This window comes from Neoroseomonas marina (genome assembly GCF_012927745.1).
Classification (GTDB): Bacteria; Pseudomonadota; Alphaproteobacteria; order Acetobacterales; family Acetobacteraceae; genus Neoroseomonas; species Neoroseomonas marina.
In genome coordinates this window covers 1-23,032 of the sequence record NZ_JABBKX010000009.1, presented here as the reverse complement: position 1 = coordinate 23,032, position 23,032 = coordinate 1, and the positions used below count along the sequence as shown (strand labels likewise).

The 23,032-nt window shown below is 70.4% G+C and carries 22 protein-coding genes; 16 read left to right on the top strand and 6 right to left on the bottom strand.

Annotated elements, in window-relative coordinates; translation table 11 throughout:
- Window positions 1-5 precede the first annotated feature (5 nt).
- The 8 genes from GWK16_RS20555 to GWK16_RS20520 all read left to right on the top strand — a co-directional run bounded on the left by GWK16_RS20555 (window position 6) and on the right by GWK16_RS20520 (window position 7,953).
- Window positions 6-1,538 carry an AbgT family transporter gene (locus tag GWK16_RS20555; protein WP_211187613.1) on the top strand — a complete coding sequence of 511 codons (1,533 nt, stop codon included), beginning with the start codon at window positions 6-8 and terminating at the stop codon, window positions 1,536-1,538.
- A gap of 157 nt (window positions 1,539-1,695) precedes the next feature.
- Window positions 1,696-2,154 carry a hypothetical protein gene (locus GWK16_RS20550; RefSeq protein ID WP_170055850.1) on the top strand — a complete coding sequence of 153 codons (459 nt, stop codon included), beginning with the start codon at window positions 1,696-1,698 and terminating at the stop codon, window positions 2,152-2,154.
- A gap of 13 nt (window positions 2,155-2,167) precedes the next feature.
- Window positions 2,168-2,845, top strand: a complete 678-nt coding sequence (locus GWK16_RS20545) for a MarC family protein (RefSeq protein WP_170055849.1) — start codon at window positions 2,168-2,170, stop codon at window positions 2,843-2,845.
- 22 nt (window positions 2,846-2,867) lie between these two features.
- Window positions 2,868-4,697, top strand: a complete 1,830-nt coding sequence (locus tag GWK16_RS20540) for an SLC13 family permease (RefSeq protein WP_170055848.1) — start codon at window positions 2,868-2,870, stop codon at window positions 4,695-4,697.
- 110 nt (window positions 4,698-4,807) lie between these two features.
- On the top strand, window positions 4,808-5,314 hold the full coding sequence (locus GWK16_RS20535; protein WP_170055847.1) for a hypothetical protein: 507 nt from the start codon (window positions 4,808-4,810) through the stop codon (window positions 5,312-5,314).
- 153 nt (window positions 5,315-5,467) lie between these two features.
- Window positions 5,468-5,815 carry a DOPA 4,5-dioxygenase family protein gene (locus tag GWK16_RS20530; RefSeq protein ID WP_170055846.1) on the top strand — a complete coding sequence of 116 codons (348 nt, stop codon included), beginning with the start codon at window positions 5,468-5,470 and terminating at the stop codon, window positions 5,813-5,815.
- Between the two features lie 78 nt (window positions 5,816-5,893).
- Window positions 5,894-6,871, top strand: coding sequence for a Bug family tripartite tricarboxylate transporter substrate binding protein (locus GWK16_RS20525; RefSeq protein ID WP_170055845.1), 978 nt, complete (start codon window positions 5,894-5,896; stop codon window positions 6,869-6,871).
- An 11-nt stretch (window positions 6,872-6,882) separates the two neighbouring features.
- Window positions 6,883-7,953, top strand: coding sequence for a TauD/TfdA family dioxygenase (locus tag GWK16_RS20520; RefSeq protein ID WP_170055844.1), 1,071 nt, complete (start codon window positions 6,883-6,885; stop codon window positions 7,951-7,953).
- Here GWK16_RS20520 and GWK16_RS20515 read toward each other — a convergent pair.
- Genes GWK16_RS20515 through GWK16_RS20505 form a run of 3 tightly spaced genes read right to left on the bottom strand, consistent with a single transcriptional unit; the run spans window position 7,950 to window position 12,197 of the window.
- Window positions 7,950-9,041 (bottom strand): phospholipase, encoded by a 1,092-nt coding sequence (locus tag GWK16_RS20515; protein ID WP_170055843.1) that lies wholly within the window; start codon window positions 9,039-9,041, stop codon window positions 7,950-7,952. The two genes, GWK16_RS20520 and GWK16_RS20515, sit on opposite strands and share 4 nt — an antisense overlap.
- On the bottom strand, window positions 9,038-10,432 hold the full coding sequence (locus GWK16_RS20510) for a CoA transferase (protein WP_170055842.1): 1,395 nt from the start codon (window positions 10,430-10,432) through the stop codon (window positions 9,038-9,040). The genes GWK16_RS20515 and GWK16_RS20510 overlap by 4 nt, the downstream gene beginning before the upstream one ends.
- 40 nt (window positions 10,433-10,472) lie before the next feature.
- Window positions 10,473-12,197, bottom strand: coding sequence for an AMP-dependent synthetase/ligase (locus GWK16_RS20505; RefSeq protein WP_170055841.1), 1,725 nt, complete (start codon window positions 12,195-12,197; stop codon window positions 10,473-10,475).
- Between the two features lie 76 nt (window positions 12,198-12,273).
- Between GWK16_RS20505 and GWK16_RS20500 the strand changes: the two genes are divergently transcribed.
- The 5 genes from GWK16_RS20500 (at window position 12,274) to GWK16_RS20480 (ending at window position 18,559) form a co-directional block, all read left to right on the top strand.
- Window positions 12,274-14,112, top strand: a complete 1,839-nt coding sequence (locus GWK16_RS20500; RefSeq protein ID WP_170055840.1) for a M3 family oligoendopeptidase — start codon at window positions 12,274-12,276, stop codon at window positions 14,110-14,112.
- On the top strand, window positions 14,105-15,475 hold the full coding sequence (locus GWK16_RS20495; RefSeq protein WP_170055839.1) for an ABC1 kinase family protein: 1,371 nt from the start codon (window positions 14,105-14,107) through the stop codon (window positions 15,473-15,475). Before GWK16_RS20500 ends, GWK16_RS20495 begins: the two co-directional genes overlap by 8 nt.
- Before the next feature lie 130 nt (window positions 15,476-15,605).
- Window positions 15,606-16,739 (top strand): Re/Si-specific NAD(P)(+) transhydrogenase subunit alpha, encoded by a 1,134-nt coding sequence (locus tag GWK16_RS20490; protein ID WP_170055838.1) that lies wholly within the window; start codon window positions 15,606-15,608, stop codon window positions 16,737-16,739.
- A gap of 13 nt (window positions 16,740-16,752) precedes the next feature.
- Entirely contained in the window at window positions 16,753-17,148 is a 396-nt protein-coding gene (locus GWK16_RS20485) for an NAD(P) transhydrogenase subunit alpha (RefSeq protein ID WP_170055837.1), read from the top strand.
- A 4-nt stretch (window positions 17,149-17,152) separates the two neighbouring features.
- Window positions 17,153-18,559, top strand: a complete 1,407-nt coding sequence (locus GWK16_RS20480) for an NAD(P)(+) transhydrogenase (Re/Si-specific) subunit beta (RefSeq protein ID WP_170055836.1) — start codon at window positions 17,153-17,155, stop codon at window positions 18,557-18,559.
- Window positions 18,560-18,680: 121 nt separating this feature from the next.
- Here the strand turns inward: GWK16_RS20480 and GWK16_RS20475 are convergent, their stop codons facing one another.
- Together GWK16_RS20475 and rpsU are read right to left on the bottom strand one after the other, a co-directional pair.
- Entirely contained in the window at window positions 18,681-19,361 is a 681-nt protein-coding gene (locus tag GWK16_RS20475; protein ID WP_248291527.1) for an isochorismatase family protein, read from the bottom strand.
- Between the two features lie 140 nt (window positions 19,362-19,501).
- A complete protein-coding gene (rpsU, locus tag GWK16_RS20470) occupies window positions 19,502-19,705 on the bottom strand; it encodes a 30S ribosomal protein S21 (RefSeq protein ID WP_007006360.1) in 204 nt (67 codons plus the stop codon).
- A gap of 178 nt (window positions 19,706-19,883) precedes the next feature.
- Between rpsU and def the strand changes: the two genes are divergently transcribed.
- The 3 genes from def (at window position 19,884) to GWK16_RS20455 (ending at window position 21,671) form a co-directional block, all read left to right on the top strand.
- Window positions 19,884-20,399 (top strand): peptide deformylase, encoded by a 516-nt coding sequence (gene def, locus GWK16_RS20465; RefSeq protein ID WP_170055835.1) that lies wholly within the window; start codon window positions 19,884-19,886, stop codon window positions 20,397-20,399.
- Complete coding sequence (locus GWK16_RS20460) at window positions 20,396-20,998, top strand: COQ9 family protein (protein WP_248291526.1); 603 nt, start codon at window positions 20,396-20,398, stop codon at window positions 20,996-20,998. The genes def and GWK16_RS20460 overlap by 4 nt, the downstream gene beginning before the upstream one ends.
- 184 nt (window positions 20,999-21,182) lie before the next feature.
- Window positions 21,183-21,671, top strand: a complete 489-nt coding sequence (locus tag GWK16_RS20455) for a hypothetical protein (protein ID WP_170055834.1) — start codon at window positions 21,183-21,185, stop codon at window positions 21,669-21,671.
- Between the two features lie 78 nt (window positions 21,672-21,749).
- Here the strand turns inward: GWK16_RS20455 and GWK16_RS20450 are convergent, their stop codons facing one another.
- Window positions 21,750-22,883: an OmpA family protein gene (locus GWK16_RS20450; RefSeq protein WP_170055833.1), complete on the bottom strand. Its 1,134-nt coding sequence runs from the start codon at window positions 22,881-22,883 to the stop codon at window positions 21,750-21,752.
- Window positions 22,884-23,032: the final 149 nt, after the last annotated feature.

Here is a 23,032-nt window from a genome sequence, read left to right as displayed (position 1 = left end):
CGGTCATGACCGAGGCTGCCGCGCCCAAGACGACGATGCAGAGAGTCCTCGACACGGTCGAGCGGGTGGGCAACCGCGTGCCCCACCCGGTGATGATCTTCGTCTACCTGATCGCGCTGGTGATCGTGCTCTCCGCCATCCTCGCGGCGGTCGGTGCCCACGTCACCTACCAGGCCTACAACCCCGCGAGCGGGGAGATCGAGCCGGCGAGCACCGTCGCGCGCAGCCTGCTGACGGTGGACGGCATCCGGTTCATGTTCACCGGCATCGTCCAGAACTTCATGAACTTCAACGCGGTCGGCGTGATCATCGTCGCGATGGTGGGCGTCGGCGTCGCCGAGGAAGCAGGGCTGGTGAAGGCCCTGATCCGCAAGCTGGTGGTGGTCGCGCCGCCCAGGATGCTGACCTACATCCTGGTCTTCGTCGGCATCATCTCCTCGATCGCGGCGGATGCCGGGTACCTGGTGCTGATCCCGCTCGCGGCCGCGGCCTTCGTCAGCGTCGGACGGCATCCGCTGGCCGGCCTCGCGGCCGCCTTCGCGGCGGTGGCGTCCGCCTTCCTGGTCAACATCCTGATCGTTCCGACCGACGGCATCCTCACCGAGATCACCAACGACGCGATCCGCCTGGTCGACCCCAGCCGCTCGATCGACCTCGCGGCGAATGTCTGGTTCTCGATCGGATCGGTGGCGATGCTGACCATCCTGATCGGCCTGATCACCGAGAAGGTGATCGAACCGCGCCTTGGGCCCTATACGGGCGACTATGTCGTGCCGGGCGAAAGCGCGCTGTCCGAGGACGAGTATCGCGGCCTGCGCTATGCGCTGTGGGGCATGCTCGGCGTCATGGCCTTCATCGCGGCGCTCACGCTGCCGCCGGGCGCGCCGCTGCGGCATCCGGAAACGGGCGCGATCATCGGCGCCTCCCCCTTCATGAACAGCCTGATCGTCTCGATCGCGCTGATCTTCATGGTCTGCGGCATCTGCTACGGCATGGGCGCGCGGACGATGAAGGGCGCGAACGACGCGATCGCCGCCATGCAGAAGGCGATCGCCGGGCTGTCCGGGCTGATCCTGCTGCTTCTCGTGATCAGCCAGTTCATCGCCTTCTTCAACTACACCAACATGGCGACGCTGGCGGCCGTCTCGCTCGGGCGCATCCTGCAGGAGATGAACCTCGACGCGCTGTGGCTGCTCGTCGGCTTCGTGCTCGCTGTCTTCCTGATCGACCTCATCATCACGGCGGCCATCGCGAAATGGGCCATCTTCGCGCCCATCTTCGTGCCCCTGCTGATGCAGCTCGGCGTGGAGCCGGAGGCCGTGCTGGCGGCCTATCGCGTCGGCGACAGCCCGATGAACTCGATCACGCCGCTCAATGCCTATTTCGCGATGATCGTGACCTTCGCGATCAAGTACCAGAAGGATGCGGGCGTGGGCACGGTCATCGCCCTGATGCTGCCCTATGTCATCTGGATCTCGGTGCTGTGGACCGCCCTCCTGGCGGGGTGGCACCTCCTGGGCCTGCCCTGGGGCATTTGATGCATGGTTGCCGACGAGCCCCCCAGGCCCGCCGGCCGATCCATCGCCTCCAGGGGCGACGGATGCGCTGCGATGCGGCATCATGGACCGGCGAGTGCCACGACGGCCGGAACGGTCCGGCCGGTCGCATCGCCGTGCCTGCCGCTGGAGCCGCCGAGTGCCGCCGACACGCCGCCTGATCGCCGTCCTGTCCTTCCTCGCGGCCTTGCCGGCCAGCGCGCAGCAGCAGCGCGCGCGGCGGGACCCCAACCCGGATGCCACGATCGAGATCGAGCAGGTCCGCGTCGGCGTGCTCGCGGTCGGCGCCTCGGTCGGCGGGGGCCGGCTGCATTTTCGCGGCGAGGAGCACCGCTTCTCGGTGCGCGGGATCGAGTTCGGCTCGGTGGGCGTCTCTTCCCTGTCGGCACGCGGCGAGGTCTTCGGGCTGCGCCGGCTCGAGGATTTCGGCGGCCGCTACACCGAGGAAGTGACGCCCCGCTATCGTGGCGACGGCGCCTCGGGGCCGGAGACGCGCTGGCTGCGCAATCCCGCCGGGGTCGAACTGCGCCTGCGCACCGACCGCACCGGCGGCCAGTTCCGCTTCAACGACGCGGGGGTGACGATCGAACTGCGCTGAGGATGCGCGCGCGATGATCGACGGCTTCCTCATCGCCAAGCTGCTGTCGTCCTGGCTGTTCGGCTTCTCGACGCTGATCAGCATCATCAACCCCTTCGGGATCGCTTTCGTCTTCCACGACATGACGCGCTGGCTGACGCCGCGGGAACGGTCCCGCCTGGCGCGTCAGATCGGCATCAATTCCTTCATCGTCGTGGTCATCGCGATGTTCCTCGGGTCCCGGGTGCTGTCCTTCTTCGGCATATCGCTGGAGGCCCTCAGGATCGGTGGTGGGCTTGCGGTCGCGGCCTCGGGCTGGGCCATGCTGCGTGCCCAGCCCGAGACGAAGGAGGCGCCGAAGGCCATGGACACCGCGCCGATCGAGCGCATGGCCTTCTTCCCGCTCACCCTGCCGCTGACGACCGGGCCCGGTTCGATCGCCGCCTCCATCGCGCTCGGCGCGGAACGGACCTCCTCGTCGCAGGACGTGTTGCTCGTCAGCGCCTTGTCGGCGCTGCTCATCGCCGCCTCGATCGGCGCCTGCGTCTGGCTCGCCTATGCCTACGCAGAGGCGATCGCGCGCCGGATCGGCCCGCAGGGCACGCTGATCGCGACCAAGCTCACCGCCTTCCTCCTCCTCTGCATCGGCGTCCAGATCATCCTGATCGGCGCGAGCGACGCGCTGCGGCCGCTGCTCGCCGCCCGCGGATGAGGCCTCGCCGGACCCGGAAGCCATGAACACCGACCTCCTCATCGTCCTCGGGCTGCTCGGCGCCGCCATCGTCATGTTCATCGCCAACCGTCCGCGCATGGACGCGGTCGGGCTGCTGATGATCGTGCTGCTGCCCTTCACCGGCGTGCTGTCGATCAACGAGGCGCTGGCCGGCTTCGCCGATCCCTCCATCGTCCTGCTCGCCGGGCTGTTCGTGATCGGGGAGGCGCTGGTGCGCACGGGCACCGCCCAGGCCATCGGCGACATGCTCAACCGCAAGGCCGGCAACAGCGAGACGCGGCTGCTGGTGCTGCTGATGATCGCGGGCGCCGGCCTCGGCGCCTTCATGAGCTCGACGGCGGTGGTCGCGATCTTCATCCCGATCGTGCTGCGGATCTGCCGCAACACCGGCGCCGCGCCCAGTCAGCTGATGATGCCGCTGTCCGTCGCGGCGCTGATCAGCGGCATGATGACCCTGGTCGCGACCGCGCCGAACCTGGTGGTCAGCGCGGAACTGGTCCGCCAGGGCCATGCCGGCTTCGCCTTCTTCGCCTTCACGCCCTTCGGCATTCCGGTGCTTGTCCTCGGCATCGGCTACATGTTGTTCGCCCGGCGCCTGCTGCCCGACCGGCGGGAACAGACGGGCGAGCAGCGCCGCGCGCCCAGCCTCGGCGAATGGGCGAAGATCTACGACCTCGACGGGCGCGCCTTCCGCCTGCGTGTCACCGCGGATTCCCCGCTGGTCGGTCAGCGGCTGGAGGGCCTGAACCTGCGCAAGGAGGGGGTGAACATCCTCGCCATCGAACGCCAGGGCCACTTCGCGACCGACCTGATCCGCCCGAGCGGCGCGACCGAGATCCAGGTGGGCGACGTGATCCTGATCGACGTGCGCATGAGCGCCGAGCGCATGCGATCGATGCGCGAGGAGTATCGGCTCCAGGTGCTGCCGCTCGCCGAAGGTGGTTTCTTCCTCGACCGGTCCCAGCAGATCGGCATGGTCGAGGCGGTGGTGACGCCCGACTCCCCTCTCGTCGGATCGACCGTGCTGCAGGCTCGCATGCGCGCCGAGTACCGGCTGACGGCGATCGGCCTGCGCCACGGCAACACCGTGGTCGGCGCGGATCTGCTGGAGGAGAAGCTGAAGACGGGCGACACGCTGCTGCTGACGGGCTTCTGGGCCGACATCCGGCGCCTGCAGACCGATGGCCGCAGCCTCGTGATCCTCAACCTGCCGGCGGAACATGCCGACCTGCTGCCGGCCGCCGGCCGGGCACCACAGGCGGTCGCGGTCCTGGCCCTGACGGTCGGGCTTATGATCAGCGGGATCGTCCCGAATGTGCACGCGGCGCTCATCGGCTGCCTGCTGATGGGACTGTTCGGCTGCATCGACCTCAACAGCGCCTATCGATCGATCTCCTGGAAGAGCCTGGTGCTGATCGTGGGCATGCTGCCCTTCTCGATCGCGCTGCAACGCACGGGGGGGGTGGACCTCGCCGCCGATGCGGTGGTGGCGCTCGCCGGCGAGGCGGCGCCGCGCGTGATCCTGGCTGTGATCTTCGTCATCACGGCGATGCTCGGCCTGTTCATCTCCAACACCGCGACCGCGGTGCTCATGGCACCCGTGGCGCTGGCGGTGGCACAGGAGATCGGCGCCTCTCCCTATCCCTTCGCGATGACGGTCGCGTTGGCGGCCTCGACGGCCTTCATGACGCCGGTGTCCTCACCGGTGAACACGCTCGTGGTCGGGCCCGGCAATTACACCTTCGGGGATTTCATCAAGGTCGGCGTGCCCTTCAGCATCGTGGTGATGCTGGTCTGTGTGCTACTGATCCCCATCATCCTGCCGCTCTAGATCGCGGCGGCGGCCTTGGCGCCGCGTCCCGCTATCGGGTGGAAGCCGTCCGGTAGGAAGGCCCGACAGGGCATCCTGCCGCTGCAACGACAACTGGGAGAAACACCGGCATGGCCGAAAGCATCAGCACCGAGCGCAAGATTCTGGGTGACGACTACGCCGCGATTGCCCAGAGCCACTACCCGGCCCTGGCCGATCTGCCTGCCGAGGACGTTCTCGCCCTGGCGCGGCAGCTGCGGGAGCAGCGCGACCGCCTGCGCGGCATGTTGCACACCAACCGCCGCGCCCGCCGCGGCAAGGGCGAACCGCGCGCGGTGTCGGGCAACGACGTCGCGCTGGCGCGCCGCAAGCAGGTCTATGCCGCGGCGCTCAAGCGGGTGAATCACCGGCTGGATATCCTTCAGGGGGAGGCTCGGCGCGCCTGGCACGCCGCGGCGCTGCGCGATGCATTGGCGCGCAAGCACGCCGCCCGGGCGCACCACCCGGCGGCCGGCGACAGCGCGGACGTCGGCATGCACGCGAAGCCGAGCCGCAAGCGCACGGTCCGGACCGACCCGCGCGAGATCGGCCGGGTGTCGGCCTTCGTGAAGGCGGCCCAAGCACGACGGGACCGTTGAGGACCCCGGACCCCAGCGAGCGGGACGGCTTCACGGTTTCGCGATGCGCCGCGCCGTGGCAGGCTCGCTCGGCCGGGGGAGGAAAGATCATGCACATCCTGCGCGATGCGTCGTTCCCAAGCCTCGTCCGGCGGCGACGCTGAGGGTCGCCCGATGTTTGCCGCACCCGACAGCATTCAGGGCTGGCACGCCCACATCTACTATGACCCCACGACGCGCGAGGCGGCGGCGAGGTTGCGCGAAGGCATCGCCGATGCCTTCCCGGAGGCGCGCCTCGGCCGCTGGCACGACGTGCCGGTCGGGCCGCATCCCCAGGCGATGTACCAGGTGGCCTTCGCCCCGGCGCTGTTCCCCACCCTGATGCCGTTCATCGCGCTGAACCGCGAAGGGCTGACGGTGCTCGTGCATCCGGAAACGGGGCGGCAGAAGGTGGACCACCTCGAGCACGCGGTCTGGATGGGGGCGGTGCTGCCGCTCGATGCGTCGGTGCTGCCGGATTGATCGGCCTGTCTTGACCGGCCGCGCCGGGCGGCGGAGGCTCCGGCCATCTTCAAGAGCGCCGCGAGGGCCCGCCCGCCGATGTTCCAGACCAGCCGTCGCGCCCTGCCGGCGCTGCTCGGCCTCGCCGCCGCGGCCCCCGCCGCCCATGCCCAGGCACCCTGGCCCGCGCGGCCGATCCGCTTCGTGGTTCCCTGGCCGCCGGGCGGGCTGAACGACCTGATCGCGCGGGCCTTCAACGACCGCGTCGGCGCGGCCCTCGGCCAGACCGTCGTCAACGACTTCAGGCCGGGCGCGGGCGGGCGGATCGGCGTGGCCGAGGTCGCGCGCGCCGCGCCGGACGGCTACGTGATCGGCATGGGCAATCTCGGGCCGCTGACGATCTTCCCCAACCTGTACCGCGACATGCCCTTCGACGTGGCGCGGGACCTCGCGCCGGTGACGATGTTCGCGGCCTCCCCGCTCGTGCTCGTGGTGAACAAGGACCTGCCGGCGCAATCGGTGGCGGACCTCATCGCGCTCGCGAAGGCGCGGCCCGGTCGGCTGAACTACGGATCGGTCGGCATCGGCACGGCGCAGCACCTGATCTTCGAGATGTTCAGGCAGCGCGACGGCATCGCCATGGAGCACGTGCCCTATCGCGGCAACACCGACAGCCTGATCGCGCTGCTCGCGAACGACATCCAGGCGATGTTCGAGACGCTGCCCACCATCCTGCCCGCGATCCGCGACGGGCGCGTGCGCGCGCTCGCCGTCACCACGCCGACGCGCGTGCCGCAACTGCCCGAGGTGCCGACGCTGGCCGAGGCCGGCCAGCCGGGCATCGAAGTCTCGACCTGGTATGCGGTGATCGCGCCGGCACGAACGCCCGATGCGGTGCTGGACCGGCTGTACGCCGTCTACACAGAGGTCGCGCAGCGGCCCGACATGCAGCAATTCCTGGCCGAGCAGGGACTGGTCTACCTGCCCAACACCCGTGCCGGCTTCGCCGAGCGCATCGCGGCCGAAAGCGCCCGCTGGGCGACGATCATCCGCGAGCGCGGCATCAGCGTGAACTGAAGGGAACGCCCATGACCGAGACCATCGCCCCGATCGGTGGCGCCGTCGCCTGGCGCGGCGCCGAACTCGCCACCCGCGGCTTCTGGCCGCGGCGGCTGACCGCCGAGGAGATCGCCGCGCTGGAGGCCGCGACGGCGTCCGTGCGGGACGCCGGCCGCGCCCCGCCGCGCTTCGGCCGCGAAGGCTTCGCCATCCCCGCGCTGGCGCCCCTGCTGGCCGAGGTCGGTCGGGAGTTGGAACATGGCGCCGGCGTGGTGCGCCTGTCTGGCCTGCCGGTCGATCGCATCGCGACCGACGACCTGAAGCGCCTGTTCTGGGGCCTGGCCTGCAACATCGGCACGCCGCTGCTGCAGAACACGACCGGGGAGGTGCTCGCCGAGGTGAAGGACGAGACCGGCAAGGGCATCGCCGTGACCGGCGACGGCAGCGGGCCGGTGCCTTCGGCGCGCGCGCGGTCCCGCTCGACCGGACCGCTGCGCTTCCATACCGACAAATGCGACGTGCTGGCGCTGCTCTGCGCGTCCAACGGGATCGAGGGCGGCGTCTCCCGTGTCGTCTCGACGGTCGCGATCCATGACGAGATGGCGCGCCGGCGGCCGGACCTGCTGCGCGTGCTGTACCAGGATTTCTGGCGCATGCGCCCGGCGGACGAGGAAGGCGTGGGCCACAGCGACCGCGTCTTCCGCATGCCGGTCTTCGCGCGCGGTCCGGGCGGTGCGTTCACCAGCCAGTACTCGCGCACCTATGTCGAGATGGCGCATGACCAGCCGGGCGTGCCGCCCCTCGAGCCCGTGCAGGTCGAGGCGATGGACATGCTCGCCGCGCTGGCCGACGCGCTCTGCGCCGAGGCGCCCTTCACGCCGGGCGACATCCAATTGCTGAACCAGCACGTCACCTATCACGGCCGCACCGCCTACGCGGACGACGCGACGAGCGGGAAGCATCGCGTGCTGCAGCGCATCTGGCTTGCCGTGCCGGAAAGCCGCGCGCTGCCGGAAGGCCATCGCGTCCAGTGGGGCCGCACCGAACCGGGCGCGCTGCGCGGCGGCGCGGTGCCCGGCGTGAGCGCGATCGCGGCCTAGCCCGCCAGGAACCAGTCGAGGATCCGCGCATTCGCCTCGCGCGGATAGGCGTGCGCGAGGTCCTCGATCGGTTCGAAGTCCACGCGCGCGCCGGCGGCTGCCAGGGCGCGCGCGGCGGCCTCCGCGGTCTCGACCGGGAACATCCAGTCCTGCGCGCCGTGGACGATGCGGATGGGCAGGCCGGCAAGGCGTTCCGCATCGGCGAAGCCCATGATGAAGCGGTTGAACGCCGCCGCGACCGGCGCGAGGTGGCTGAAGCCGCACCCGGCCCCAAGGCCATAGGTGTAGGTGAAGGTGCCGCCGTCGCTCATGCCGGTGAGCAGGCGCCGCGTCGGATGGATGGCGCGGCGCTGCGCCATGGCGTCGATCGTGGCGGCGATGTGCGCCCCGTCGATCGCGGGCTCGCCGAGCGCCCAGGTGTCCCCCGCCGCGGTCGGCGCGATGAGGATGCAGCCGCGGCTGCGCGCATCCCTCAGCCAGGTCCAGAGGAAGTCCCGCCCGTTCCCGCTGCCGCCATGCAGCGCGACGACCAGCGGCGCGGGTTCGTCCTCGGCCAGGTATTCGGGGATGTAGACGGCCGCACCGCCGCGCGTGCCCGGCGGGCCGCCGAGATGCATCGTCCCGGTGCCCTCCCGCCCCGGGGGCGTGGCGGCGATCCGCGCGCGCAGGGCCTCGTCCGTCCGCGCGGCCGGGGTGAGGAAAGCGTCGCTGACCAGCGTGACGAAGGGGGCGAGCGGGTAGATCGCCTCGCTCGCGCGCGGCGCGGCGCGGAAGGCGCGCCCGGCGGCACGCAGCGGGTCGGGCGCCTCGCCAGCGCGCGCCAGGGCGGCGAGGCCCTGCGCCGCGGCTTCCGCCGAAGCTTCGACGCAGGCGCGGACGGGGCCGAGCCGTTCCGGCCAATCCGTCGCGCGGGAGAGCGCCAGCGCCTCCGCAACCTCCGCATCCGCGCCATCGAAGCCGGCGATCAGGTCGAAGATGGTCTCGGGATCGACCCGCCGGGCTCCGGCCTCCAGCCGGGCGATCCCGTTGAGGCTCGCCTGGATCAAGCCGACGAGCGCGCCGCCGGCGGGATCGCCCGCCGCCGTCACGAACCCTGCCAGGCCGGCGGATGGCTGCCGAGCGGCATCGACGGCAGCGCCCAATGCGCGGGCGTCGCGGACAGCATCGCCGCGTGCCGCACCGCCGTCATGCGGCCGTAGCCGCTGTCGCTCTCCTCGAGGAAGGGCGCGATGTCGGCGATGCCCGGCGCCGCCAGCCCGCCCTCGACCCGCCCGAGCCGCTTGATCCACTCCCCCGTGCCGGCGAGCGAGACGCGTACCAGCCAGGACCCGCCCTCGGTCGCGCGGCGCAGCAGCGCCGCCATGGCGCCGAAGGCGAGCAGGTAGCCGGAGGCATGATCGAGCGCCTGGCAGGGCAGGGGGCGCGGCTTCGCCTCGCCGCCCGCGAGGCCTTCGGCGTCGTTGATGCCGTCCGCGTTCTGCACGAGGGAGTCGAAGCCGCGCCGCCCGGCCCAGGGCCCGAGATGCCCGAAGGCCGATAGCGACACGCAAATGATGCCCGGCTTCAGTGCCGCCAGCGCCTCCGGCGTGAATCCGAGCCCGGCGATCGCACCCGGGCGGTAGCCCTGCAGGAAGATGTCGGCCTGGCCCGCGAGGCTCTGCAGCGTCGCCGCCTGCATAGGGTCGCGCAGGTCGAGCGCCGTGCAGCGCTTGCCTCGCCCGGTGTCCATCACCAGCGGCGGCAGGCTGGGGAGGGTCGGGCTGGTGACGTGCAGCACCTCCGCCCCATGCGCCGCCAGCGTCCGCCCGGCGACCGGCCCCGCAATGACGCGGGTCAGGTCGAGCACGCGGAGGCCTTCCAAAGGTCGCGCGGCGAGCGGCGGCAGCGGCGTGGGCGGCGCATCCCCGATGCGCTCGATCACGACGGCCGGCAGGGACCCCGCCGCCTGTCCCTGCGGCGAGGCGGCCCATTCATCCAGGCTGCGCGTCATGGTCGCGACGCCGCCGGCGGCGTAGATCGCGCTCTCCGCCTCCTCGGCCCTCCAGGCGCCGAGGGCGCGCGTCACCGCCTCGCGGTCGTAGTCGCAGCCGAGCACCCGCAGCACCGCGTCCCGGTGGTGCGGGAAATTCGTGTGCAGGCGGATCCAGCGCCCGTCGCCGCAGGGATGCAGCCCCGCGATGCGGTCCCAGCCCTCATGCACCTCGCGCCCGTCGACGCGCAGGTGGCGCTCGGAATGGAACTCGGTCAGCGCATGGGCCATGTCGACCGCCACCTGCTGCGCCGGCCCGCCGCGCGCCTGGTGGATTGCCGCGGCGGCCGCGCCCGCGGCGGCGATGCTCGCCACGGCCGAGGTGCCGACCGCGAAGGTGGAGGGCTGGAGCGGATCGGCGCCGGTCAGGCGTGCGGGCGGCATGGCCGCCGGACCGAGACCGGCCAGGCGCCACAGCGCGTCGAGCGCATCGGAAGGGGAGGTCGTCATGCGCCGAGCCTCCACCCGCCCGCGCCGCGCGTCCAGCGCCTCAGCCCCAGAGGCGTTCGAACTCCCCGGTGCGCGCCTCGATCGCCGCGCGGCGCTTCACCTTCATCGTCGGCGTGAGGAGGCCGTTGTCGATGGTGAAGGGCTCGGTCACCGCGAAGTGGCGGATGCGTTCGATGGTCGCGAGCTTCCCGTTCACCCGGCGCACCGCCTCGGCGACCTTGTCGGCCATGCCGTCCGCCGGTACGACCAGGGCGACGATACCGGGCCTACCTTCGCCCGCGACCACCGCCTGGTGGACCTCGGGTTCCGCCATCAGCAGGGATTCCACCTTGGCCGGGCTCACCATGTCGCCGCCCAGTGTCTTGATGAAGTCCCGCTTGCGGTCGGTGATGCGCAGGTAGCCGTCCTCGAGGACGCCGACATCGCCGGTGTGCAGCCAGTTGTCGGTCTCGCCGTTCGGCGCGCGGAAGGCCGCGGCCGTGGCCTCGGGATTGTTCCAATAGCCGGTCATGACAAGGTCGCCGCGCACCAGCACCTCGCCATCCTCGGCGATGCGCAACTCCACCCCCTGCAGCGGCGGGCCGACGGTGTGGCGGCGGTTGGCCCAGGGCAGGTTCACCGAGACGACCGGCCCGGCCTCGGTCTGGCCGTAGCCCTGCAACACCGGCAGGCCAAGGGCGAGGAAGAAGCCCGAGAGGTCCGGATCGAGCCGCGCCCCGCCCGAGACCATCGCCAGCAATTCCCCACCGAAGCGCGCCCGCGTCTTGGTCCGCACCAGCCGGTCCAGCACCAGGTCCTGCAGCTTCTCGAACAGGCCGAGCGGCGGCCCGTCCATCTTCCGCAGGCCGAGCTCCACCGTCCGGTCGAACAGGCGCCGCTTGAAGGGCGTCTCCTTCTCCAGCCCCAGCAGGATGCGCCCGCGCAGCACCTCGAACAGGCGCGGCACGGCGGTCAGGACCGCGGGCTTGATCTCGGCCAGCTCATGGGAAAGCCGGTCGGCGCCACGCGAATAGACCACCTCCATGCCGACCGAGGGGAGCAGGAACCCGCCCACGGTGTGCTCATAGGAATGCGACAGCGGCAGGAAGGAGAGATAGGGCTTGCCCTTGAGGCCCAGCCGGTCCGCCAGCGGCACCACCCCGGCGCGGTTCGCGAGCAGCGCGCGGTGCGGCAGCATCACCCCCTTCGGCAGCCCGCCGGTGCCCGAGGTGTAGATCAGGCAGGCCAGGCTGTCGGTCGGGCCGGCCTCGGCCTCGGCATGCAGGGCGGCGACGTCGCCCGGGGTCGCGATCGCCTCGGCCCAGCCATGGGCGAGGAGGCCGGCATCGGTGGGCGGATCCTCGAAGGTGATCAGCAGGTCGAGCCCGTTCGCCAATGCCGCGCCTTCCAGCACCTTCTCGGCCAGCCGGCGGGTCGACACGATCGCCGTCCGCGCCCCCGAATCGCGCAGGATGTGGGCGTGGTCTCCGGCGAGGTTGGTCGTGTAGGTCGGCACCGTGACCGCGCCGATCGCCATGATGGCGGTGTCGGCGATCGGGAATTCCGGCCGGTTCTCGCTGACCAGCATCACCCGGTCGCCCGGCCCGACCCCCTTGGCGCGCAGGAACGCGGCGACCGAGGCCACGCGCAGCGCGAAATCGCCCCAGCGCAGGGATTGCCAGGCACCCCCCTGCCAGTAACGGAACAGCGGGCGGTCCGCCCATTCGGCGGCCAGCGCCAGCATCATGGCCGGCAGCGTCGGCCAGTTCCGCTGCGACTTCGGCATCGTGCCTCCCCCGGTCTTGATCGCGTAACGGTGTAAGGGGCGCGGAAGCGCTTGGCCATGCTCCCGTTTGGCCTATATGGGCCACGTGAGCACGATCGCCCTTCCGACCCCCGCCCGCGCCCCCCTCGACCGCGCTGCCGCCGCGGACGCGGCGCTGCCCGTCTGGGACCTCTCGGACCTCTACGCCGCGCCGGACGACCCGCGGCTGGCAGCCGACCTCGACCGCGCCGAGGCCGAGGCCCGCGCCTTCGAGACGCGCTACCAGGGGCGCCTCGCCGGGCTGACCGGCGACGTTCTCGCTCAGGGCATCGCGGATTACGAGGGGCTGTGGGAGCGGCTCGGCCGCGTCACCTCCTATGCCGGCCTGGTCTTCAGCGGCGACGCGCAGGATCCGGCCAATGGCCGCTTCTACCAGACGATGCAGGAGCGGGTGACGAACATCTCCTCGCACCTGCTGTTCTTCACCCTCGAGGTGAACCGGCTCGAGGACCATCTCCTCGAGACCAAGGCCGGTGGATCCGAGGCGCTGCGTCGGTGGCGGCCCTGGCTGCGCGACCTGCGCGTCTTCCGCCCGCACCAGCTGTCTGACGAGGTCGAGAAGCTGCTGCACGAGAAGGAAGTCGCCGGGGCCTCCGCCTGGAACCGGCTGTTCGACGAGACCATCGCCAACATGAAGGTGAAGGTCGGCGAGGAGGAACTCACCGTCTCCGCCGCGCTGAACCGCTTCTCCGACCGCGACCGCTCGAAGCGCGAGGCGGCGGCGAAGGGCGTGTCGGCCGCCTTCGGGGAGCGGGTGCGGCTGTTCTCGCTGATCACCAACACCTTGGCGAAGGACAAGGAGATCGAGGACAAGTGGCGCCACTATCCGCGCCCGGGCTCCTACCGGAACCGCTCCAACATGGTCGAGGACGAGGTGGTGGACGCGCTCGTCTCCGCCGTCACCTCGAACTATGGGCGCCTGTCGCATCGCTACTACGGCATGAAGGCGAAGTGGCTCGGGCTGCCTATCATGCAGCACTGGGACCGCAACGCGCCGCTACCGGACGAGGATGACCGCCGCATCCCGTGGCACGAGGCGGTGGAGCGCGTGCTCAACTCCTACGCCGCCTTCAGCCCGGAACTCGCCGCGATCGGCCGGCGCTTCTTCGACAAGCCGTGGATCGACGCCGCGCTGCGGCCGGGCAAGGCCTCGGGCGCCTTCGCGCATCCGACGGTGCCCTCGGCGCACCCCTATCTGCTGCTGAACTACCACGGCAAGTCGCGCGACGTGATGACGCTGGCCCATGAGCTGGGCCATGGCGTGCACCAGATCCTCGCCGGCGCGCAAGGCTACCTGATGTCCTCGACGCCGCTGACCCTGGCCGAGACAGCGTCCGTGTTCGGGGAGATGCTGACCTTCCGCGCCGTGCTCGATGCCGAGACCGACCCGAAGCGCCGCCGGGCAATGCTCGCCGGCAAGGTCGAGGACATGCTCAACACGGTGGTCCGCCAGATCGCCTTCTACCGCTTCGAGACGCTGCTCCATGACGAGCGCCGCAAGGGCGAGCTCTCGGCCGAGCGCATCGCCGAGCTGTGGATGCAGGTGCAGACGGAAAGCCTCGGCCCCGCCTTCGAGTTCACCCCGGACTACGGCGTCTACTGGGCCTATATCCCGCACTTCATCCACTCGCCCTTCTACGTCTACGCCTATGCCTTCGGGGATTGCCTGGTGAACGCGCTCTACGGCGTCTACCGCGACGGCAGCGTGAAGGATTTCGAGGCCAAGTACCTCGACATGCTGCGCGCGGGCGGCACCAAGCGGCACAAGGAACTGCTCGCGCCCTTCGGCCTGAACGCCGCGGACCCGGCCTTCTGGACCAAGGGCCTCGACGTCATCTCCGGCTTCATCGACGAGCTCGAGCGCGCGGATGGCTGAGCGCGAAGGCAGCACGCTGTTCGGGGAGGCGCGGCGGATGCTGCGCACCTCGGGCGCGGTCACCGGCATCGCCGCGCGCGTCGCGGGCCAGCGCCTGTTCGGCATGAAGGCGGACAGCGCGGCGCATGCCGAGGACCTCAAGGCCATCCTTGGCGGGCTCAAGGGTCCGATGATGAAGGTCGCGCAGTTCCTCTCGACCGTGCCGGACGCGCTGCCGCCGGAATACGCGAAGGAACTGGCCACGCTGCAGGCGAATGCGCCGCCGATGGGCTGGCCCTTCGTGCGCCGCCGCATGGCGAGCGAGCTCGGCCCGGCCTGGGAGACGCGCTTCGCCTCCTTCGAGCGCGAAGCGGCGGCCGCCGCCTCGCTCGGCCAGGTGCACCGCGCGGTGCTGCCGGACGGGCGCCGCGTCGCCTGCAAGCTGCAATATCCGGACATGGCATCCGTGGTGGAGGCCGATCTCCGCCAGCTGAAGATCGCCATGGCAATCTATCGCCGGATGGACCCGACGCTCGAGAACGACGAAGCCTATGCCGAACTGTCGGACCGGCTGCGGGAGGAACTGGACTACCTGCGGGAAGCCGCGCAGCAGCGCCTGTATGGCCTGATGCTGAAGGGCGTCCCCGGCGTGCGGGTGCCCGAGCCGGTGCAGGATTTCTGCACGCGCCGCCTGCTGACGATGACCTGGCTCGACGGCCGCGCCATCCAGGCCCGCATCGACGAGGATCCGCCCGAGGAGGAGCGCGCCGCCTATGCCCGCGCCCTGTTCCGCGCCTGGTACGTGCCGCTCTACCGCTACGGCGTCATCCATGGCGACCCGCATCTCGGCAACTACCAGGTGCGCGGGGATGCGCCGGACAATGACGGCTGGGGGATCAACCTGCTCGATTTCGGGGTGATCCGGGTCTTCCCGCCCAGCTTCATCGGCGGCGTCATCATGCTCTACGAGGCGGTGCGCGACGACGATTTCGACAAGGCGGTCGAGGCCTACCGTATCTGGGGCTTCCGCGACCTGAAGCGGGAGACGATGGAAGTGCTCACCATGTGGGCGCGCTTCCTCTACGAGCCGTTGCTCGATGACCGCGTGCGCCCCATCCAGGTGAACGACGACCCCAATTACGGACGGAAGATCGCCGAGCAGGTCCATGCCGGCCTCAAGCGTACCGGCGGCGTGCGGGTGCCGCGGGAATTCCCGCTGATGGACCGCGCGGCGATCGGGCTGGGCTCGGTGTTCCTGCGGCTTGGCGCCAAGGTGAACTGGCACGACCTGTTCCACGAGCTGATCGCCGATTTCGACGAGGCGAAGCTTGCGGAACGCCAGAAGACGGCATTGGCCGAGGTCGGCGTGCCGGGGCCTGCCTGAGTCGCCCCGGACGCGTTCTGAATCGGGGCGTGGCGGCCGATCGTTCCGCGTTCCAGGAAGGATGCTGGACACCCCGCCGCGCCCCCTGTAGGTGCGAAATCAACCACTCGGGCCCAGGGAGACCTCCCGCATGAAGCTTGCGGTTCTGAAGGAACGGCGAAACGGGGAAACCCGCGTCGCGGCAACGCCCGAGACGGTCAAGAAATACATCGGCATGGGGCTCGAGGTGGCGGTCGAGCAGGGGGCGGGCCTCGCGTCCGGCATGACCGACGCCGCCTTTGCGGAGGCCGGGGCGACGATTGCCGCCTCGGCCGCCGACGCGCTGGCCGGGGCCGGCATTGTCCTCAAGGTGCGGGCGCCGACCGACGAGGAGTTCGGCGCCATCGGCAAGGGGGCGCTGCTGATCGGCACCCTCGCCGCCGATGCCGACGCTGCCGGGCGCTATGCCGGCGCAGGGATCGACGCCTGTTCGATGGAACTGCTGCCGCGCATCACGCGCGCCCAGTCGATGGACGTGCTGTCCTCCCAGGCGAACCTTGCGGGCTACCGCGCGGTGATCGAGGGGGCGGGCGCCTACGACAAGGGCTTCCCGATGATGATGACGGCGGCCGGCACGGTGCCCGCCGCCAACGCCTTCATCATGGGCGCGGGCGTGGCGGGGCTGCAGGCCATCGCGACGGCGCGCCGCCTCGGCGGCCGGGTCTCGGCGACCGACGTCCGGCCGGCGGCGATGGAGGAGATCAAGTCCCTCGGCGCCTCCTTCGTCGGCTACGAGGACGAGGAGAGCAAGGCCGCCCAGACCGCGGGCGGCTACGCCAAGCAGCTCTCGGCCGAATTCTACGCCAAGCAGGCCGAGGTCGTGGCGGCCCACATCGCGAAGCAGGACGTGGTCGTCTGCACCGCGCTGGTGCAGGGGCGCAAGGCGCCGACGCTGGTCACCGCGGCCATGGTCGCGACCATGAAGCCGGGTTCGGTGATCGTGGATATCGCGGCCGACGCTGGCGGCAACTGCGCCCTGACGCAGCCGGGCGAGATGGTGGTGACCGAAAACGGGGTGAAGATCCTGGGCTTCACCAACTGGCCCGGGCGCCTGCCGGCAGCGGCCTCGGCGCTCTATGCGCGCAACCTCCTCACCTTCCTGTCCACCTTCTGGGACAAGGAAGCGAAGGTGCCGAAGCTGCCGGAGGAGGACGAGATCGTGAAGGGCGTGACGCTCACCCGCGGCGGCGCCGTGGTCCATCCGCTGATGAAGCCGGCGGCGTAAGGGGGCAGGGACGATGAATCCGACCGAACTCGCCAACCAGGCGACAGCCGCGGCGCATCGGGCGCTCGAACTCGCCGAGCAGGCGCGCCGCATGGCCGAGGCCGCCGCCCCGGTCGCCGCGGCGGCCGAACCGTTCCTCTACCTGCTGACGATCTTCCTGCTGGCCTGCTTCGTCGGCTACCACGTGGTGTGGAACGTGACCCCGGCGCTGCACTCGCCGCTGATGGGCGTCACCAACGCCATCTCCTCGGTTATCGTGGTGGGTGCGATCCTCGCGGCCGGCACGGCGGATGGGGTCGCGGCGCGGATCTTCGGCTTCATCGCCGTGACGCTCGCCGCCGTGAACATCTTCGGCGGCTTCATGGTGACGCGACGGATGCTCGCCATGTTCAAGAAGAAGGGGAGCTGAGCCGATGGGTGCGACGCTCTCGACCCTCTCCTACCTGGTCGCCTCGGTTCTCTTCATCCTGGCGCTGCGCGGCCTGAGCCACCCCGAAACGAGCCGCCGGGGCAACATGTTCGGCATGATCGGGATGGGCATCGCCATCGTGGCGACGCTGTTCCATCACGGCATGGGCTTCGGCGGCATCGTGCTGATCCTGGCCGGCCTCGCGATCGGCGGCACGGTCGGCACCGTGGTGGCGCAGCGCATCCAGATGACGGCGCTGCCGCAGCTTGTCGCGGCCTTCCACTCGCTGGTCGGCCTGGCAGCGGTGTTCGTGGCGGCATCGGCCTTCTACGCGCCGGAATCCTTCGGGATCGGCACGCGCGGGCACATCCACACCCAGTCGCTGGTCGAGATGTCGCTCGGCATCGCGATCGGTGCCATCACCTTTTCGGGCTCGGTCATCGCCTTCGCCAAGCTGGCGGGGAAGATGTCCGGCGCGCCGATCACCTTCAACGGGCAGCATTGGCTGAACCTCGGCCTCGGCATCCTGCTGCTGGTGCTGATCATCGTCTTCGTGGCGACCGGTTCGGGCGTGCTGTTCTGGCTGATCGCGCTGCTGTCCTTCGCGCTCGGCTTCCTGCTGATCATCCCGATCGGCGGGGCGGACATGCCGGTCGTGGTGTCCATGCTGAACAGCTACTCGGGCTGGGCGGCGGCGGGCATCGGCTTCACGATCGGCAACCTGCTGCTGATCATCACCGGCGCCCTGGTCGGCGCCTCGGGTGCCATCCTGTCCTACATCATGTGCAAGGGCATGAACCGCAGCATCATCAACGTGCTGCTGGGCGGGTTCGGGTCCGAGGGCGGCGCGGCCGCGGGTGGCGGCGATGTTGGCGACCGTCCGCCGGTGAAGGCGGGTTCGCCGGAAGATGCCGCCTACATGATGAAGAACGCGCAGAAGATCATCGTGGTGCCGGGCTACGGCATGGCCGTGGCCCAGGCCCAGCAGGTGCTGCGCGAGATGGCGGACCTGCTCAAGAAGGAAGGGGCGGAGATCAAGTACGCGATCCACCCCGTCGCCGGCCGCATGCCCGGGCACATGAACGTGCTGCTGGCCGAGGCCAACGTGCCCTACGACGAGGTCTTCGAGCTCGAGGAGATCAACCCCGAGTTCGCGGATGCCGACGTGGCCTTCGTCATCGGCGCCAACGACGTGACCAACCCGGCGGCCAAGACGGACAAGTCGTCCGCGATCTACGGCATGCCGATCCTGGACGTGGAGCGCGCGAAGACGGTGTTCTTCATCAAACGCGGCATGTCCTCGGGCTATGCCGGCGTGGAGAACGAGCTGTTCTACCGCCCGAACACGATGATGCTCTTCGGCGACGCCAAGAAGGTGACGCAGGAGATCGTGCAGGCGCTGCAGCGGTAAGGAAGGCCGGGGAGAAGGGAACTTCTCCCCGCGGAACCGGGCCCCCCTCAACCTTCTTTGGTACCAAGTGATCAAAGAAGGGAGAGGGTCTGGGGGAGGTTCACCTCCCCCATGTTTTTTGTCAGGCGTTCGCCATCAGCGCGCCCCTCAGTTCGGCGCCGCTGCTCAGCCACCCGAAAAAGTGCTCGACGTTGAATTCCGTGGCCTGCTGCTGGCCCGGCCCCGCCGCCATGGTCGCGTCCGTCAGCATGACGGGGAAGAATTCGCGATGGTACGCATCGCGGATCGTGCTCTCGACGCAGACATTCGATGCCACGCCGCAGACCAGCATGGTGCGGATGCGCCGCGACGACAGCACCTGTTCGAGCGTGGTGCCCGCGAAGCCCGAATAGCGCGCCTTCGGTACGACGATGTCGCCTGGCTGAGGGGCGAGTTCCGGGACGATCTCGTGGTCCCAGGTGCCCTGGGTGATCAATCGCCCGGCATAGGCCTCGTTGGCGCGCATGAACTTCAGCGCGTTCGACTTGTGCCAGACGGGGGCGGAAGGCGGTGCCTCCCGCTGGTCCGGCGAGAAGCCGTTCTGCAGGTAGATGACAGGAAGGCCCACGGCGCGGCAGGCCATGGCGATGCGGGCGGTCTCCGCGATGACCGGCGGGGCGCCGGACACGTCGAACCCCACCAGGTCGATGTAGCCGCCCTTCGAGAGGTAGGCGTTCTGCATGTCCACGATCACCAGCGCCGTCTCCTCGACGGTGACGGTGATGGGCTCGGGGCGCGCGGGCAGGGTGACGGTGCGGGGCAAGGGCGGGCTCCTGGTTGCGGGCCAGGGGCAGGCAAAGTCCGTGCCAGGGCAGGAACAGCAAAAACCGCGGTCCGCGGGGCCTCCCCCACGCCGCGGCTTGTGCCTCGGGGCCGCCCCGAACCGGGGCGGCGGTCAGGGCTTCAGAAGCCCTCGCGCTCCAGGCGCTTGCGCTCGACCTTGCGGGCGCGACGGACGGCCTCGGCAGCCTCGCGCGCGCGGCGCTCGGACGGCTTCTCGTAGTGCCGGCGAAGCTTCATCTCGCGGAACACACCTTCCCGCTGCAGCTTCTTCTTCAGCGCCTTCAGCGCCTGGTCGATATTGTTATCACGAACGACGACTTGCACGCGGCGCAACCTCCTGCGCGAACTGGGTTTCAGAAAGCACGAAAACGGGCGCGACCGGTCACCCGGTCCGCTTCGCGGCAGCGTTTAGCATGGATTCGTAACGCGCCGGAAGCCCTCGCATGCGACCCGAGGCCCCTATATGTGTGCTGCGCAACCGTTTTTCGCCCCTCGGAGCGTCATGGCCCTCCTCAAGATCGCCCGCATGGGCCACCCCGTCCTCCTTGGCCGCGCGGAGGAGGTCGCGGACCCGACCGCGCCCGAGATCCGGCGCCTGATCGCCGACATGGCCGAAACGATGGAGGATGCCGGGGGCATCGGCCTTGCCGCCCCGCAGGTCCATGTGCCGCTGCGCCTGTTCGTCTGGCGGACCGGGGCAGGGGGCGTCTCCGCCCTGATCAACCCCGAGCTCGAGCAGGTGGGGGAGGAGACCGACCTTGCCTGGGAAGGCTGCCTGTCCATACCCGGTCTGCGCGGGGCGGTGCGGCGAGCCTCCCGCCTGCGCTTCAGCGGCATCGACATGGATGGCCGTGAGATCGCAGGCGAGGCCGCCGGCATCGTCGCCAGGGTCATGCAGCACGAGACCGACCACCTCGACGGCGTGCTCTACCCCATGCGGATGGAGGATCTCGGGCAGTTCGGCTTCGTCGAGGAACTCGCCCGCGCCCAGGCCCGCACGGCGAAGGAGGAGACATGATGACCCTGACCGAAGCCGACCGCCCGGCCCGCGACGCCGCGTTGCGGACGATCCTGCCGCTGGTGCCCGAGATGGGCTGGTCGCTCCGGGCGATCGCGGCAGGCCTCGCCGATGCGGGGATGGCGCAGGAAGACGCCGAGTTCCTCTTCCCACGCGGCGCCACCTCCGCGATCGACGCCTGGCTGGACCTGACCGACCGGCAGATGGCGGTCGCCGTAGGCGACCTCGCGGGGCTGCGCACGCCGGATCGGATCCGCGCCCTGGTCGCGGCGCGGCTGCGGCTGGCGGCGCCCCACAAGGACGCGCTGCGCCAGGCCATGGCGATGCTCGCGCTGCCGTGGAACGCGCCGCTCGGCCTGCGCACGGCGGCCCGGAGCGCCAGCGCCATCTGGCACGCGGCCGGGGACCGGTCGGCCGACTTCTCCTGGTACACCCGCCGGGCCAGCCTCGCGGCGATCTACGGCGCGACCCTGGCCTTCTGGCTGCGCGACGGCTCGGAAGACATCGGCCCGGCGCTCGACTTCCTCGACCGCCGCCTGGCGGGGCTCGCGCGCTTCGGGCGGTGCCGCAAGCGCGTCATGGAGCGCCGCGCAGCATGACCTTGCGGCGCCGTCTTCACGGCGGCACGCAACCACTTGGTTCCGCTGACGATTGAAACAAATTTCCGATTCCCCAGAGCGCGCTCGCACGGTAATGAGCGCGATCAGGAGCCCTGTCGTGGCGCCCGTGGAATCGGGCGGTACGCCGGGCCCGTTCCATCGTGACAGGGAGCGCCCGGCGCCCATGACCAAGACCCGTACCTTCATCGCCGCGATCTGCGGCATCGCGATCGCCGGGCCCGCCCTGGCGGATGGCTGCCTGCGGCCGGAGGAGCGCTCCGCGCTCGATGTCCGCGCCCTGCAGACCTACCTGATGGTCAGCGCCCTGCAGTGCCGTCAGGCCGAGCCGTACAACCAGTTCATGCGCCGCTTCGGCGGCGACCTGGCCAATGCGAACCGTGCCGCCGCGGTGCACTTCTCCCGCACCTATGGCGGGCAGGGCCGCACGCGCCAGGATTCGTTCAACACGACGCTGGCGAACGAGCATTCCGAGGATGCGATCCGCGCCGGCTCGTTCTTCTGCACGGATGCGACCTCGTTGTTCAGCCAGGCCCTCGCGACGCCGGCTTCCGACCTCGCGAAGCTCGCGGTCGAGCGCAACATCCCGCAGTCCTATACCCCTGGCGAGTGCGGCTCGACGCCGGCCCGCCCGGCGCGCGCCTCGCGCCGCTGATCGTCCGATCGGGCGTGGATAAGACGAAGGGGCGGTCCCGCGGGGCCGCCCCTTCTGCATTTCAGGACGGGATCCGCCTCAGCGGATGACGATCTCGACGCGGCGGTTCTGCGGCTCGCGGACGTCGTCGGCGGTCGCGACGAGCGGCTGGCTCTCGCCGAAAGCGGTGACGGTGATTTCCTCCCGCGCAACGCCGAGGCGCACCAGTTCCGCCGCCACCGTTTCCGCGCGCCGGCGCGAGAGAACCTGGTTGTACTGCACCGTGCCGGAGCGGTCGGCATGACCCGCCACCTCGATGCGCGTGCTCCGCTGGGCGCGGGCCTGCTGCGCGGCCTCGCCCACGATCTGCCGGGCACGTTCGTTCAGGTCGGCCCGGTTCCAGTCGAAGAAGACGAGGAAGCTGCGCGTCGTCGCAGGTGCCGCCGCGGGCGCCGCCGGAGCAGGCGGCGCGGGGCGCGAGAACGCGTAGCGCAGGCCGAGCAGCAGCGAGTGGTTGTAGTTGTCCGGCTCGATGGTGCCGCGAGCCACGGTCGCGCCCGTCGCCGGATTGTCGAACCGCGCCTGGAGCCGCGGCTGGAGCGTGCCGAGGAAGCGGTACTCGGCCGTCAGCGTCAGGCCCGGCGCGAAGTCGAGCGGGAAGGCGAGCCCCGCGATGCCCTGGTAGGCGAACTGCCCGTCGCTGTCGTTGACGGTCATCCGAAGGGCGCCGTTCTGCCCGACGCCGCGCACGCCGGACCAGTCGGTGACGATGTAGCCGGCCCCGAGACCGACATAGGGCACCACCGGCCCGACGACTCCGAGGTCGAGCAGGACGTTGCCCATCACGCCCCAGCTGTCCTGCCGGCCGCCGAAGGCGTGCAGGCTGCTCCAGCCCGCGACGCCGGAAACGCTCTCGACCGAATTGGTGCGCCAGGATCCTTCGATCTCGGCGCGCAGGCCATTGCCGAAGCCCCAGCCGAGGCTCAGCACGCCGCCGAATCCGATGTCGAATCCGACGCTGCCGGAGGGTCCATAGCCCGCAGCCCCGAGCGCGCCGGACAGCGAGCGATCGAGGTTGAGGTCGGTGTCGGGAACGAGATTCACGCCTGCGCCGCCGGCCACATAGGGACCGGAAACGAACTCCGCCTGGGCCATTGCGGGGAGCGGCGCCGCTGAGGCGGCGAACAGCGCGATCGCAAGGGAGAGGCGGCGGGAGGAGGCAGCCGTCGTCATCGAGGGAAGTCTACACCAAACACGTCAATGAATTCTGCCGGAGCCGCGATGATGCTGCAACGCAGAAAGGGGCGCCTTTCGGCGCCCCTTCCCGTGAAGGCGAAGTCGCTGTCGCGACCGCTTAGCGGAGGACGATCTCCACGCGGCGG

Bases quoted from the DNA above. Each gene is read 5' to 3' on its own strand.
- def (WP_170055835.1), top strand. From the start codon at position 19,884: ATGGCCCTCCTCAAGATCGCCCGCATGGGCCACCCCGTCCTCCTTGGC.
- GWK16_RS20485 (WP_170055837.1), top strand. From the start codon at position 16,753: ATGAATCCGACCGAACTCGCCAACCAGGCGACAGCCGCGGCGCATCGG.
- GWK16_RS20480 (WP_170055836.1), top strand. From the start codon at position 17,153: ATGGGTGCGACGCTCTCGACCCTCTCCTACCTGGTCGCCTCGGTTCTC.
- GWK16_RS20555 (WP_211187613.1), top strand. From the start codon at position 6: ATGACCGAGGCTGCCGCGCCCAAGACGACGATGCAGAGAGTCCTCGAC.
- GWK16_RS20455 (WP_170055834.1), top strand. From the start codon at position 21,183: ATGACCAAGACCCGTACCTTCATCGCCGCGATCTGCGGCATCGCGATC.
- GWK16_RS20495 (WP_170055839.1), top strand. From the start codon at position 14,105: ATGGCTGAGCGCGAAGGCAGCACGCTGTTCGGGGAGGCGCGGCGGATG.
- GWK16_RS20490 (WP_170055838.1), top strand. From the start codon at position 15,606: ATGAAGCTTGCGGTTCTGAAGGAACGGCGAAACGGGGAAACCCGCGTC.
- GWK16_RS20510 (WP_170055842.1), bottom strand. From the start codon at position 10,432: ATGACGACCTCCCCTTCCGATGCGCTCGACGCGCTGTGGCGCCTGGCC.
- GWK16_RS20520 (WP_170055844.1), top strand. From the start codon at position 6,883: ATGACCGAGACCATCGCCCCGATCGGTGGCGCCGTCGCCTGGCGCGGC.
- GWK16_RS20525 (WP_170055845.1), top strand. From the start codon at position 5,894: ATGTTCCAGACCAGCCGTCGCGCCCTGCCGGCGCTGCTCGGCCTCGCC.
- GWK16_RS20540 (WP_170055848.1), top strand. From the start codon at position 2,868: ATGAACACCGACCTCCTCATCGTCCTCGGGCTGCTCGGCGCCGCCATC.
- GWK16_RS20545 (WP_170055849.1), top strand. From the start codon at position 2,168: ATGATCGACGGCTTCCTCATCGCCAAGCTGCTGTCGTCCTGGCTGTTC.
- GWK16_RS20450 (WP_170055833.1), bottom strand. From the start codon at position 22,883: ATGACGACGGCTGCCTCCTCCCGCCGCCTCTCCCTTGCGATCGCGCTG.
- GWK16_RS20460 (WP_248291526.1), top strand. From the start codon at position 20,396: ATGATGACCCTGACCGAAGCCGACCGCCCGGCCCGCGACGCCGCGTTG.
- GWK16_RS20505 (WP_170055841.1), bottom strand. From the start codon at position 12,197: ATGCCGAAGTCGCAGCGGAACTGGCCGACGCTGCCGGCCATGATGCTG.
- GWK16_RS20535 (WP_170055847.1), top strand. From the start codon at position 4,808: ATGGCCGAAAGCATCAGCACCGAGCGCAAGATTCTGGGTGACGACTAC.
- GWK16_RS20500 (WP_170055840.1), top strand. From the start codon at position 12,274: ATGGGCCACGTGAGCACGATCGCCCTTCCGACCCCCGCCCGCGCCCCC.
- GWK16_RS20530 (WP_170055846.1), top strand. From the start codon at position 5,468: ATGTTTGCCGCACCCGACAGCATTCAGGGCTGGCACGCCCACATCTAC.